General features: G+C 75.8%; 12 protein-coding genes. 9 read left to right on the forward strand and 3 right to left on the reverse strand.

The features are described 5' to 3' along the window. Positions 1 to 2 precede the first annotated feature (2 nt). Genes Sspor_RS09640 through Sspor_RS09665 form a run of 6 tightly spaced genes read left to right on the forward strand, consistent with a single transcriptional unit; the run spans position 3 to position 7,515 of the window. The gene (locus Sspor_RS09640; protein WP_202203577.1) at positions 3 to 1,190 is read left to right on the forward strand and encodes a glycosyltransferase; all 1,188 of its coding nucleotides are present in this window, start codon (positions 3 to 5) and stop codon (positions 1,188 to 1,190) included. Then, a complete protein-coding gene (locus Sspor_RS09645; RefSeq protein WP_202198668.1) occupies positions 1,187 to 3,052 on the forward strand; it encodes a class I SAM-dependent methyltransferase in 1,866 nt (621 codons plus the stop codon). Before Sspor_RS09640 ends, Sspor_RS09645 begins: the two co-directional genes overlap by 4 nt. Continuing rightward, positions 3,049 to 3,990 (forward strand): galactokinase, encoded by a 942-nt coding sequence (locus Sspor_RS09650; RefSeq protein WP_202198669.1) that lies wholly within the window; start codon positions 3,049 to 3,051, stop codon positions 3,988 to 3,990. Before Sspor_RS09645 ends, Sspor_RS09650 begins: the two co-directional genes overlap by 4 nt. Positions 3,991 to 4,037: 47 nt before the next feature. Next, a complete protein-coding gene (locus tag Sspor_RS09655; protein ID WP_202198670.1) occupies positions 4,038 to 5,312 on the forward strand; it encodes an alkaline phosphatase family protein in 1,275 nt (424 codons plus the stop codon). A 19-nt stretch (positions 5,313 to 5,331) separates the two neighbouring features. Continuing rightward, positions 5,332 to 6,582, forward strand: a complete 1,251-nt coding sequence (locus Sspor_RS09660; RefSeq protein WP_202198671.1) for an MFS transporter — start codon at positions 5,332 to 5,334, stop codon at positions 6,580 to 6,582. A 9-nt stretch (positions 6,583 to 6,591) separates the two neighbouring features. Continuing rightward, positions 6,592 to 7,515 carry an SDR family oxidoreductase gene (locus Sspor_RS09665; RefSeq protein ID WP_202198672.1) on the forward strand — a complete coding sequence of 308 codons (924 nt, stop codon included), beginning with the start codon at positions 6,592 to 6,594 and terminating at the stop codon, positions 7,513 to 7,515. Here Sspor_RS09665 and Sspor_RS09670 read toward each other — a convergent pair. Beyond that, positions 7,506 to 8,297, reverse strand: a complete 792-nt coding sequence (locus Sspor_RS09670; protein ID WP_202198673.1) for an ATP-grasp domain-containing protein — start codon at positions 8,295 to 8,297, stop codon at positions 7,506 to 7,508. The genes Sspor_RS09665 and Sspor_RS09670 overlap by 10 nt on opposite strands. 233 nt (positions 8,298 to 8,530) lie before the next feature. Between Sspor_RS09670 and Sspor_RS09675 the strand changes: the two genes are divergently transcribed. Further along, complete coding sequence (locus Sspor_RS09675) at positions 8,531 to 9,241, forward strand: TetR/AcrR family transcriptional regulator (protein ID WP_202198674.1); 711 nt, start codon at positions 8,531 to 8,533, stop codon at positions 9,239 to 9,241. On the opposite strand, the gene Sspor_RS09680 is transcribed toward Sspor_RS09675, so the two are convergent. Beyond that, entirely contained in the window at positions 9,228 to 10,511 is a 1,284-nt protein-coding gene (locus Sspor_RS09680) for an enoyl-CoA hydratase/isomerase family protein (protein WP_373318761.1), read from the reverse strand. The two genes, Sspor_RS09675 and Sspor_RS09680, sit on opposite strands and share 14 nt — an antisense overlap. Here Sspor_RS09680 and Sspor_RS09685 point away from each other — a divergent pair. Beyond that, positions 10,405 to 10,968: a dihydrofolate reductase family protein gene (locus Sspor_RS09685; protein ID WP_202198676.1), complete on the forward strand. Its 564-nt coding sequence runs from the start codon at positions 10,405 to 10,407 to the stop codon at positions 10,966 to 10,968. The genes Sspor_RS09680 and Sspor_RS09685 overlap by 107 nt on opposite strands. Positions 10,969 to 10,995: 27 nt before the next feature. Here Sspor_RS09685 and Sspor_RS09690 read toward each other — a convergent pair whose 3' ends face one another. Continuing rightward, positions 10,996 to 11,556: a DUF6434 domain-containing protein gene (locus tag Sspor_RS09690; RefSeq protein ID WP_202198677.1), complete on the reverse strand. Its 561-nt coding sequence runs from the start codon at positions 11,554 to 11,556 to the stop codon at positions 10,996 to 10,998. A gap of 113 nt (positions 11,557 to 11,669) precedes the next feature. On the opposite strand from Sspor_RS09690, the gene Sspor_RS09695 reads away from it, so the two are divergent. Further along, positions 11,670 to 12,251, forward strand: a complete 582-nt coding sequence (locus Sspor_RS09695; RefSeq protein WP_202198678.1) for a hydrolase — start codon at positions 11,670 to 11,672, stop codon at positions 12,249 to 12,251. Position 12,252: the final 1 nt, after the last annotated feature.

Genomic DNA, 12,252 nt, shown 5'->3' on the forward strand with positions numbered 1-12,252 from the left:
GGGTGCTGTTCACCGTGCCGCCGCTGGCGGGGCACGTCAATCCGACCGTGGCCGTCGGGGCCGAACTGGCCGCCCGGGGGCACGAGATCGCCTGGACGGGTCCGGCCTCGGCGCTGGCCCGGCTGCTGCCCGCGCAGGCCCGGATCCTGCCCGCCGGGGAGGAGCTGGGCTCCGGCGGGTACGCGGCGCTGCACGAGAGCTGGCGCGATCTGCGCGGGGTCGGCGCGCTGCGGTTCCTGTGGGAGGAGGCGCTGGTGCCGCTGGCCCGGGCGATGGTGCCCGGGGTGGCCCGGGCCGTCCGTGCCTTCGGGCCGGATGTGATGGTCGCCGACCAGCAGGCCCTGGCCGGGCCGCTGGTCGCCCGGCGGCTCGGTGTCCCGTGGGTGACGTCGGCCAGTACCTCGGCCGAGCTGACCGGGCCCTTCGCGGACTTCCCGAAGGTCGGGGAGTGGGTGGCCGGGCAGATCTCGGGCCTGCTCGCGGAGTTCGGCGCGGGGCGGGACCAGGTGCGGGATCCGGGGAGCGGGGCGGGCTGGGACCCGCGGTTCTCGGAGCGGCTGGTGCTGGTCTTCTCCACTCCCGAACTCGTCGGCGCGGCTGCGGACTTCCCGCCCCACTACGCCTTCGTGGGACCTGCCTTCGGGGCCCGTCCGGCGGCGCCCGGATTCCCCTGGCAGCGGCTGGACCCGGCGCGGCGGCGGGTGCTGGTGTCCCTGGGCACCCTCAACCAGGCGGCCGGGGCCCGGTTCTACGGCGCGGTGCTGGGCGCCGCCGAGCGGCTCGCCGAGCAGGTCCAGTTCGTCCTGGCGGCGCCCGCCGCCCTGATCGGGGCCGTACCGGACCACGTCCTGCTCCAGGAGAGCGTCCCGCAACTGGAGCTGCTGCCGCACCTGGACGCGGTGGTCTGCCACGCGGGCCACAACACCGTCTGCGAGGCCCTCGCGCACGGGCTGCCGCTGGTCGTCGCCCCGATCCGGGACGACCAGCCGATCGTGGCCCGGCAGGTGGCCCTGGCCGGGGCCGGTGTCCGGGTGCGGTTCGGGCGGACCCGGGCCGAGGAACTGCGTGACGCGCTCACCGCCGTGCTGGACGACCCCGGCCCCCGCCGGGCCGCCCGGCGGATCCAGGCCTCATTCGCCGCGGCGGGCGGAGCCGCCGCCGCGGCCGACCGGTTGGAGAAACTGCCATGACGCCTCCCCCGCTCTCCCGGGTCCCCTGGACCTCCGTCCTGTTACTGGCCGCCCTCGGCGCGGGCACCGTACGCGCCAGGCGCCGGCTGCGGGCGATCCCGGTGCTGCCGCAGATCCCGCCCCCGGCGGCCGGGGTGCCGCGCGCCGCCGGATGGCGGCTGCTCACGGCCCGCGGGGTCGAGCCGGACGCGGCCACCCTCCTCGCCGCGTGCGCGTACGCCGAAGGGGAGGGCCTGCGGGTGCTGGACCTGCTGCCCGCGGACCTGCCGGCCGAGCGGGCGCTGGGGCTGCTGCGCCTGGTCGACCCGGCCCGGTACCGGCAGGACCGGCTCGCCGCGGGCCGCGGGGCCGGGTTCGCCGTGCTCGCCACCGAGGAGGTGCTGGCCCGGGCCGGGGTGGATCCGGGCGAGCGGCGCCCGGATCCGGCGGAACTCCTGGCACTGACGCGCCGGTTGAAGGAGTACGCCGCCGATGCCACGGGGCTGGCGATCGCCCCCGGCCTCCGCTGTGGCGGGGTCGGGGAGCCCGGGGGGCCGGCGCGGGCCGCCGAGCTGCGGGCCCAGGGGCTGCCGCCGGGGGCGCTGGCCGCCGCGCAGCTCGGCGGGCTGGCGCTGCTGGCGGGGGTCGCCGTGCGCCAGGGCCGGTGGGGCGCCGCGGCGGCCGGGCTGTACTGGCTCCAGCCGTCCCTGGTCCTCGGCGGTCTGCGCTCCCCGCTGCGGCCGGCCGGCCTGGGCCGGGCCACGGCGGCCCGGCCGGCGCGCTCCCTCGCCGCGGGCCTGCGTACGGCCGCGGCGGCCGGCCGGGACACGCCGTCGGACGGCGCGGTGGACGCCGCGCGGGCCGCCGCGTACCGGGAGGACCTGGCGGCGGGCACCGACCGGTTCCTCGAACCGCGCCGGGCGGACTGCCCGTGGTGCGGCTCCGACCGGCTCACCGTCCGGGTCCGGGTGCCCGACCTGCTCCAGGGCAAGCCGGGCCGGTTCACGCTGGAGCGGTGCGGGGAGTGCCGGCACGTCTTCCAGAATCCCCGGCTGAGCCTGGAGGGGCTGGAGTTCTACTACCGGGACTTCTACGACGGGCGTGGCGGCGAGGGCACGGGCGTCGTCTTCGGCACTCAGGGCGCCGCCTACCGGGGGCGCGCCGAGATGCTCCTCCCGCACGCCGACCCGGCGTCCTGGCTCGATGTCGGCACCGGGCACGGCCACTTCTGCAACGCGGCGCGCGAGGTGTGGCCGCGGACCCGGTTCGACGGGCTCGACATGGGCGACGGGGTGCGCGAGGCGGAGCGGCGCGGCTGGGTGGAGAGCGGATACCTGGGCCAGTTCCCGGAGTTCGCCTCGAAGCTGGCGGGCCAGTACGAGGTGGTCAGCATGTACCACTACCTGGAGCACACCCGGGAGCCGCTCGCCGAGCTGGACGCGGCGGCCGCCGTCCTCGCCCCCGGCGGGTTCCTGGCCATCGAGCTGCCCGATCCGGAGTCGCGGATGGCCCGCTTCATCGGGCCGCTGTGGCTGCCCTGGTTCCAGCCCCAGCACCAGCACCTGATGCCCGCCGCCAATCTGCGCGAGGCGCTGGCCGACCGGGGGTTCACGGTGGTCGCGGAGGAGCACGGACCGGCCCACCAGGGCAACGACTTCTTCGGCGCGGTGGCCCTCGCGGCGACGCGGCTGTCCCCGGATCCGGACCGGCCGTGGGGCCCGGGGCCCACGCCGCGCGCCCGGCTGCTCGCCCACGCCGTACGGGTGGTGGCGCTGCCGTGCTTCGCCGCCGCGGTGGCGCTCGACACGGTCCGCTCGGCGGCGGCCCGGCGCACGGACGGCGGGAACGCCTACCGGATGCTGGCCCGCAAGGACGTGCCGTGACGGGCGCGGAACCCGCCGCCCCCGTCACCGCCGACCGCGCCGGAGGCGACCTGGCCCGGCGGGCGACGGCCGATCCGCTGTTCCGGCTGGTCGCCTACGCCCTGGAGGCCGCGCACGGGCGGCAGCCGGCCGCCGTGTGGAGCGCCCCGTACGCCTTCCACCTGGGCTCCCCCGGGCTGGTCGCGGCGGCCGGCTGGCCCACGGCGGCGGCCGCGGCCCCGCGCACCGACGGCCTGGTACGGCTCAGCTCCCTGGGCCATCCCGCGGACGGCTGCGATCTGCCGCTGGCCCTGTCCGGGCCCCCGCCCGAGGCCCCCGCCTGGGCGGCCCGGCCGTACGCGGTGCTGCGGGCGCTGGCCCGGGCCGGGTACGGCGCCGGCGGGACCGACCTGCACGTCCAGGGCTCGCTCACGGGGGCCGCCGGGCTGGCCACGGCGGAGCCCGCGGAGTGCGCGGTGGCGCTGGCGGTGGCCGACGTGCACACGGGGGCGGGTGAGCCGCCGGACCGCGAGCGGCTGGCCCGGCTGCTGGCCGCCGCGCTGCCGGACGGGGACGACGGACTGCGCCGGGCGGTGCTGTTCGCCCGGTCCGGCAGGGCCCTGCTGCTGAGCCCGGAGCCCCGGCGGTGCCGGCGCTACGTCGCCTTCGACCCCGCGGCGTCGGGAGCGCGGCTGGTGCTGGTCGCCGTACGCGGGGAGGCCGCGGACCGGCCGCGGGAGCTGGCGCGGGCCGTGGCCTGCGCCCGCCGGGCCGGTGCGCTGAGCGCCTGGCCGCCCGGGCGGGGGCGGGAGCCGGAACGGAGCGCGCTGGTGCTGCTGCCCCAGGCGCGGCTGGCGGCGGTGCGGGCCGCGGTGGCGGAGGACTTCCGCGACCGGGGGCGGCCCGTACCGCGGTTCCTGAACATCGCCGTGGCCGGTGCGGCCCGGCGCGAGGAATGACCACGCCCCGGGGCCTGACCCGGGCGACACCGAGGAGGAGAACACCCATGCCCACCCTTCGACCCTCACCGGGGGCGCGCGCGAGACGCGGGGCCCCCTGGCCGGCGCTGGTGGCCGGGATCGGCGCGCTCGGCCTGCTGGGCGCCTTCACCGTGGCCAACTCCCAGGCCGCCGTGCCCGGTTCCGCCGCCGCGCCGACCGCGGCCGCCGCGCTGCCGGCGTACGACCACGTCGTGGTCGTCGTGTACGAGAACAAGCAGTACGGAGAGATCATCGGCAGCGCGAACGCCCCGTACATCAACCAGCTGGCGAACGGCGGCGCGAGCCTGACCGGGATGAAGGCGCTGACCCACCCCAGCCAGCCGAACTACTTCAACCTCTTCTCCGGCGCCACGCAGGGCATCACCGGCGACGGCTGCTACACCCCGCAGTCGATGACGGCGCCGAACCTCGGCCAGGAGCTGATCGCGGCCGGGAAGAGCTTCGCGACGTACAACGAGGACCTTCCGGCCGAGGGGTCCACGGCGTGCACGAACGGCCAGTACGCGCAGAAGCACAACCCGTGGTTCGCCTTCAAGAACGTGCCGTTGAACACGGGCAAGACCTGGACGCAGTTCCCCCAGAACAACTTCGCGGCGCTGCCGGACCTCTCTTTCGTGGTCCCCAACCAGTGCAACGACATGCACTCGTGCTCGGTGGGCACGGGTGACACCTGGACCCGCAACAACCTCGACGCCTACGCGCAGTGGGCGAAGGCCAACAACAGCCTGCTGGTGCTGACCTGGGACGAGGACAACTACCTGGGGTCGAACCAGATCGCCACCGTCTTCACGGGCGCGAAGGTCAAGCCCGGCACGTACGCCACGGCCTTCAACCACCACCATCTGCTGCGGACCTTCGAGGACCTCTCCGGCACGGCGACGCACGCGGGCAACGCGGCCAACGTCCAGCCGATCACCGAGGTGTTCGACACCTCGACGGAGCCGACACCGACACCGACGCCCACTCCGACGCCCACCCCGACGCCCACCCCGACTCCGACGCCCACGCCGACCGCGGGCGGTCTGCACCTGGCCAACCCCGGTCCGCAGACCTGCAAGTTCAACCAGTCCTGCACCGTCCAGCTCAGCGCCACCGGCGGCAGACCTCCGGTCCGGTACGCGGCCACCGGCCTGCCCTGGGGTCTGAGCGTCGACGCCGGCTCCGGCCGGATCAGCGGAAAACCGTGGGGCAGCGGCACGGTCCAGATCACCGCGACCGCCACCGACTCCACGGGCACCACCGTCACCGCCGCGTTCCCGCTCACCGTCAACTGGTTCTAGACCGGCCCTGGAGGCTTCCGTGTACCTGTCGACCAGCCGCGCCTCGGACATCGCCGGGGACACCCCGGCCCCGAGGGGCCCCTTGCGGGCCGTCCCCGGCACGGTGTTCGCCCTCGGGCTGGTCAGCCTGGTCACGGACGTCTCCGCGGAGATGGTCACGGCCGTCCTGCCGTTGTACCTGATGGCCGGACTCGGCATGTCCCCGCTCGCGTTCGGCGCCCTGGACGGTCTGCACCAGGGCGCCACCGCGGTGCTCCGCCTCGGGGGCGGGCGGATCGCCGACCGCACCCGGCGCCACAAGCTCGTCGCGGGCACCGGCTACGCGCTCTCCGCCGCCTGCAAGGCGGCCCTGCTCGCCGTCGCCACCCCCTGGTCGGTGGCGGCGGTGCTCGCCGCCGACCGGACCGGCAAGGGCCTGCGCACCGCCCCCCGCGACGCGCTGATCTCGCTGTCCGTCCCGCCCGGCGAGCAGGGCCGGGCCTTCGGGGTGCACCGCGCACTGGACACGGCGGGCGCCCTGCTGGGGCCGCTGGCCGCGTTCGGGGTGCTGTGGGTGGCGGTGGACGGGTACGAGGCCGTCTTCACCGTGAGCTGCTGCGTCGCCGTCCTGGGTGTGGTCCTGCTCGCGCTGTTCGTCCGGGAGGCCCCGGCGCCCGCCGTGGTCCGTGTCCGTGCGGCGCAGCCGCCCGTACGCACCCTGCTGCGCCTGCCCGGCCTGCGGGGCCTGTGTCTGACGGCCGCCGTGCTCGGCCTGTTCACCGTCGGCGACGCCTTCCTCTATCTGCTGCTCCAGCGCCGGCTCGGCCTGTCGGCCGCGTACTTTCCGCTGCTGCCCGTCGGAACGGCGGCCGTGTTCCTGCTGGCCGCGCTGCCCGTGGGCCGGCTCGCCGACCGGCTGGGCCGGCGGCGGGTCTTCCTCGTCGGGCACGCGCTGCTGCTCGGCGCCTGCCTGCTGCTCCTGGCGCCGGTACCGGCCGGGGCGCCGCTGGTCGCCGGTGTGCTCGCGGCGCTCGGCCTGTTCTACGCGGCCACCGACGGGGTGCTGATGGCCGCCGCGGGGCCGCTGCTGCCCGCCGGGCTGCGCACGACCGGGCTGGCGGTGCTCCAGACGGCCCAGGCGCTGGCCCGGTTCGCGGGTTCCCTGCTGTTCGGTTCGGCCTGGACCCTGTGGGGGCCGAGCGCGGCGCTGGGGCTGGCGGCGACGGGGCTGCTGCTGTCGCTGGTGGCGGTCGCCGTGTTCGGCGGGACCCGGGCGGACCGGCCGTCGTAGGGTCGGGGCATGCCGGAAACACAGCGAACTCTCGAAGGCAGGGTGGCCCTCGTGGCCGGGGCGACGCGCGGCGCGGGCCGGGGCATCGCCGTCCAGTTGGGCGCGCAGGGGGCGACCGTGTACGTGTCGGGGCGCAGCACCCGGGGAAGGCGTTCGGAGTACGACCGGCCCGAGACGATCGAGGAGACGGCCGAGCTGGTGACGGCGGCGGGCGGCCGGGGCGTCCCGGTGGTCGCCGACCATCTGGTGGCGGCCGAGGTCGAGGCGCTGGTGGAGCGGATCGACGGGGAACAGGGCCGGCTGGACGTCCTGGTCAATGACATCTGGGGCGGGGAGCTGCTCTTCGAGTGGGAGAGCACCGTCTGGGAGCACGACCTGGACAAGGGGCTGCGGCTGCTGCGGCTGGCGGTGGAGACCCACGCCGTCACCAGCCATTTCGCGGTGCCGTTGCTGCTGCGCGAGCCGGGCGGGCTGGTGGTGGAGATGACGGACGGAACCGCCGAGTACAACGCGGCCAACTACCGCGTGTCGTTCTTCTACGACATCGCCAAGTCCTCGGTGTTGCGGATGGCGTTCGCGCTGGGGCACGAGCTGGGGCCGCGCGGGGCGACGGCGGCGGCGCTGACCCCGGGCTGGCTGCGGTCGGAGATGATGCTGGACCACTTCGGTGTGACGGAGGCGAACTGGCGGGACGCCCTCACGAAGGTCCCGCACTTCGGTATCTCCGAGACCCCGTCGTACGTGGGCCGGGCGGTCGCGGCGCTCGCCGCGGACCCGGAGGTGGCCCGCTGGAACGGCGCGTCGCTCTCCAGCGGGCAGCTCGCGCAGGTCTACGGCTTCACGGACCTGGACGGCAGCCGGCCGGACTGCTGGCGCTACATGGTCGAGGTCCAGGACCCCGACCTTCCCGCGGACACCACGGGCTACCGCTGAGCGGTCCGGGTGAACGGCAGGTCGGCCGGAGCGGTTTCGGCCCGGGGTCCGGCGGCCCGCAGCACGACGTCCAGCACCCGCTCCGGGTCGCAGGCGTAACCTCCGCTGGACCAGGCCGGGTTGGCCTCGACGGCCGCCCATCCCCCGTCGGCCAGCGGGCCGATGTCCACCACCGCGGCCGACGGCAGTGAGCCCTCGGCCGCCGCCAGGAGGTCGGCGGCGAAGGCGCGGGCCTCCGCCGCGCCGGGGTCCAGATCGAGCGGCAGCGGGTCGAGCCGGGGCCCCACCGCGTAGCGGCTGCCGTCGTGCACGGCACCGTCCAGGACGAACAGCCGGTACTCGCGGTCGAACCGGACGATGTCGCTGACCAGCACCGGCAGGTCGTCGTCGAAGGCGTCCGGGCCGGGCAGCCGCGAGCCGTCCGGGTAGATCCGGGCCGGGAAGAACTTGTCGGTCGGCGGTTTGACGAAGGCCGGTCGGCGCAGCCGCCGGGCCTCGGCCAGGGTGACCGCCTCGACCCGGCGGCCGGTCAGCGCGAGCGGCAGACGCGCGAGCCAGTCGGCGGGTGGTTCCAGCGCGGCGACGTCCAGTTCGCGGGCCACCGTGTCGGCCAGCAGCGGTCCTCCGTAGAGGTGGGTGCGTCCGGCGCCCTGCGCGCCGTCGGGCGCGCTCCAGCCCTCCGCGGTCACCGCGCGCAGCCCGCGTCCCGCGGCCGCCTCCGAGAGGCGGCGCCGTGTGTCGGAGGCGCGGGGGGCGAGGAGCAGAACGCGGTCTTGGGTCATGCGGCCCATCCTGCCCCGGTCAGGGACGTGCCGGACAGCGGATTACCGGGCCCGGCGGGCCGCTCGGGGCGGGCCGCGGGGGGGGGGGGGGGCCGCGGGGGGGCGGGCGCGCTGACCACCCGTCATCTGTACGCCGTACGGCGGCCCGTGGCGGGGCGGGCGCCGTGCGCGGCCGCCGCACCGGCCGTACGCAGGCCGCGTACGGTGTTCGCACGGTGCGTTAGGCTGGCGCCATGTCAGCAGACGCGCGTCAGCACCGTCCCACCGCCCCGTCGCCCGCGCTCAGCCGTGCGCAGATCGTCGCGGCGGCCGTGCGACTGCTCGACGCCGAGGGCATCGAGGCGCTGAGCATGCGCCGGCTCGGCACCGGGATGGGCGCCGCCGCCACCTCGCTGTACCGGCACGTGACCGGCAAGGACGAGCTGATCCAGCTGGTCGTGGACGAGGTCTGCGGCGAGCTGGAGGTGCCCGGCGGGGCGACCGCGGCCGAGTGGCGCGACGCCGTCTCCCGCGGCGGCCACAGTCTGCGCGCGATGGCCCTGCGCCACCCCTGGGTGGCCTCGGTGCTCGGCCGGGTGGGGCCGGCCCACCTCGGCCCGAACCTGATGGGCATGTCGGAGCGGATGCTGGGGCTCTTCCGGACCGCCGGCTTCCCCGCGGGCGAGGCGGACCTCGCGATGCAGGCGGTCGTCTCCTACGTGGTCGGCGCCACGACCGCCGAGGCCGCCCACCTCTCCCGGCTCGCGCGCAGCGGGCAGAGCGAGCAGGAGTGGCTGGAGGGCTTGCGCCCGGGCGCCCGGCGGGCCCTCGCCGGACACCCGTCGCCGGCCGGGGAGCACGCGGCGAAGGACGGCCGCCACCCGCGCGAGCGGCGCGAGGCGAACTTCGACTACGGACTCCAGCGGATCCTGGACGGCCTGGAGACGCGGCTCAGCCTCGGCTGAGGTCCTCCGGGGGCGGCGGCAGGCGCAGTTCGCGGTCCTCCCCGAGCGGGGCGAAGAAGCACTCCACGTCCGCGCCGGTCACCTCGGCCAGGGTCGCCGGGGACCAGCGCGGGCTGCGGTCCTTGTCGACGACCTGCGCCCGGATGCCCTCCACCAGGTCGGGCGCGCCCAGCGCGTTGCACGAGACCCGGAACTCCTGGGCCAGCACCCGCTCCAGCGGGCCGAGCCCGGCGGCCCGGCGCAGCGCGGCGAGGGTGACCTTGAGGGCGGTCGGGGACTTGGCCAGGATCGTCCCGGCGGCCTCCTTGGCGGCGGGCTCCCCCTGTCCGAGCAGCCGTTCCACGATCTCCTCGACGGTGGCGGCCGCGTAGCAGCGGTCGATCCAGCCGCGCCGGTCGGCGAGTTCGCCGGGCCCGGGGGCGGCGGCGTACCGCGGGAGCACCTCGTGGGCGGGGGCCCCGGCGAGGGCGGCGGTCAGCTCCGGGAGCCGGTCGGCGGGTACGAAGTGGTCGGCGAGCCCGCACAGCAGCGCGTCGGCGGCGCCGACCGCCGTGCCGGTGAGGGCGAGGTGGGTGCCGAGTTCGCCGGGCGCGCGGCCGAGCAGGTAGGTGCCGCCGACGTCGGGGACGAAGCCGATGCCGGTCTCGGGCATGGCGACGCGGGAGCGTTCGGTGACGATCCGGACCGAGCCGTGGGCGGACACGCCGACGCCGCCGCCCATGGTGATGCCGTCCATGAGGGCGACGTACGGCTTGGGGTAGCGGGCGATGCGGGCGTTGAGCCGGTACTCGTCGCGCCAGAAGCCGGCGGAGGCGGTGTTCCCGGCCTTGGCGTCGTCGTGGATGGCGCGGATGTCCCCGCCCGCGCACAGCCCGCGCTCACCGGCGCCGCGGATCAGGACCTGGTGGACGGCGGGATCGTCCGCCCACGCGGCGAGTGCCTCGTCGATGCGGATCACCATGGGGTGGGTGAGTGCGTTGAGGGCCCTGGGGCGGTTGAGGGTGACCACCCCGGTCCGGCCGTCGGTGTGGAACAGCACGGTGTTCGCGTCTTCGGTCTGCGCGTCTTCGGTCTGCGCGTCTTCGGTCTTCACACCGGCCAGTATCACCGCGGCCCGCGCCGTTCCCGCCGCCGGGCGCTCCCGGGGCGTAGCGTGGTCGGCCATGCGGAAGATCGTGCTGATGGCAGGGGTGTCGCTCGACGGGTTCATCGAGGGACCGGACCGGGACATCGGCTGGCACCAGGTCGACGAAGAGCTGCACCAGCACATGAACGACGTGCTCCGGTCGATGGGCGGTTTCCTCAGCGGGCGCGTGACGCACGAGCTGATGGCGGACTACTGGCCGACCGCCGACGCCGATCCCGCGAACGCCGGTGCGGTGGCCGAGTTCGCCGAGATCTGGCGGTCCAAGCCCAAGTACGTGTACTCGCGCACCCTGCGGTCGGCCGAGTGGAACACCACGGTCGTACGGGACGTCGTGCCCGAGGAGGTCGCCGCGCTCAAGGCGGCCCCCGGCGGCGACCTGACACTGAGCGGGGCCGATCTCGCCGCCTCGTTCCTGCGCCAGGACCTCGTGGACGCGTTCCGGATCTACGTGCACCCGGTGCGGGTCGGGCGCGGCAGGCCGCTCTTCCCGATCCTCGACCACGATCCGGTGGTCCTGCGGCACACCGACACCCACACCTTCGGCAACGGCGTGGTCCTGCTGCGCTACGAGCGCACGTAGCGTCCCGGCGGCCGCCGGAGCCGACGGTCAGTCCCGGGGGCGGGCCCGGTGGGCCCGCCATGCCGCCAGGGCCTCGGCGCGCGCCCCGTCCGGGTGCTCGGCGTGCCAGGCACGCAGGAACCGGTTGAACTCGAACTGCGCGCCGACCTCCTGGGGTTCGGCCGCGCACGCACGGGTCGCGTGCCAGTGGGCGACGGCCTCGGCGAGGGTGTGGCCCGCGTGCGAGGCGATGTAGTCACGCATGAAGGCGTCGAAGTGGAAGCCGGTTCCGATCTCGCGGACGAAGTATGCGCGCAGCACCTGGCTGCAGTTCTGGCCCGGCGGGATCACGGTCGCCCCGGTGACGGGCGCGGTGAGCCGGCGCCCGGCCCGACGGGGTACGGGGGCCGCCGGGGCGGCGGGTGCGGGGAGTCCGTCGAGCGCGGCGGCGAGCCGTGCGGTGACGGCGACCTTGCCGCCGCCGGACGGGAGGCCCATCTCCCGCGCCAGAGCGTTCAGTTCGGCCAGGGTCCAGTACCAGCGCAGCAGCTCGGCCCCGGTCAGCGCGGGTGTCGGGGCGGGCCGGGATTCTCCCGTATTCGTACTCACGTTCCCATACTAGAGGTGGGTGAATCCTGGGGAAGCACCCGCGGGGCCGGGGAGATCGACAGGGCGGCCTTATAGGTTTGCACCATATGCCCCACATCGCCGGAGGAGACCTCATGACCGCCGAACCCCACCGCCTCACCCTCGGCGGGGACACCGCCCTCGTTCTCATCGACCTCCAGACCGGCATCCTCGACCGGCCCACCGCGAAGCCCGCCCCCGAGATCCTGGGGAAGGGGATCGCGCTCGCCGAGGCGTTCCGCGCCCACCGGCTGCCCGTGGTCCTGGTCAAGGTGGCGTGGTCCCCGGACGGCGGAGACCTGCCCACCGCGAACGTGGACCGGCCCGGCCCGGCCGCCGCCCCGCCCGCCGCCTTCTCCGAGATCCCGGCCGAGCTGGCCGCCCTCGGGGACGTGGTCGTCACCAAACGCCACTGGGGCGCCTTCACCGGTACCGAGCTCGACCTCCAGCTGCGCCGCCGCGGCATCCACCGCATCGTGCTGGCCGGCATCTCCAGCAGCGTCGGCGTCGAGTCCACCGCCCGTACGGCCTGGGAGCTCAGCTACGACCTGGTCTTCGCGGAGGACGCCACCGCCGACACTGACGCCGACTCCCACGCCCACACCTTCGGCAAGATCTTCCCGCGCATCGGGAAGGTCAGCACCACGGACGAGATCATCGCGGCCCTGGACTCCTGAC

This window comes from Streptomyces spororaveus (assembly GCF_016755875.1).
Taxonomy (GTDB): Bacteria; Actinomycetota; Actinomycetes; order Streptomycetales; family Streptomycetaceae; genus Streptomyces; species Streptomyces spororaveus.

What these genes read in the sequence shown, in the direction of transcription:
- Sspor_RS09645 (WP_202198668.1), top strand. Translation starts at nt 1,187, where the DNA reads ATGACGCCTCCCCCGCTCTCCCGGGTCCCCTGGACCTCCGTCCTGTTA.
- Sspor_RS09655 (WP_202198670.1), top strand. Translation starts at nt 4,038, where the DNA reads ATGCCCACCCTTCGACCCTCACCGGGGGCGCGCGCGAGACGCGGGGCC.
- Sspor_RS09665 (WP_202198672.1), top strand. Translation starts at nt 6,592, where the DNA reads ATGCCGGAAACACAGCGAACTCTCGAAGGCAGGGTGGCCCTCGTGGCC.
- Sspor_RS09670 (WP_202198673.1), bottom strand. Translation starts at nt 8,297, where the DNA reads ATGACCCAAGACCGCGTTCTGCTCCTCGCCCCCCGCGCCTCCGACACA.
- Sspor_RS09675 (WP_202198674.1), top strand. Translation starts at nt 8,531, where the DNA reads ATGTCAGCAGACGCGCGTCAGCACCGTCCCACCGCCCCGTCGCCCGCG.
- Sspor_RS09685 (WP_202198676.1), top strand. Translation starts at nt 10,405, where the DNA reads ATGCGGAAGATCGTGCTGATGGCAGGGGTGTCGCTCGACGGGTTCATC.
- Sspor_RS09680 (WP_373318761.1), bottom strand. Translation starts at nt 10,511, where the DNA reads ATGTGCTGGTGCAGCTCTTCGTCGACCTGGTGCCAGCCGATGTCCCGG.
- Sspor_RS09695 (WP_202198678.1), top strand. Translation starts at nt 11,670, where the DNA reads ATGACCGCCGAACCCCACCGCCTCACCCTCGGCGGGGACACCGCCCTC.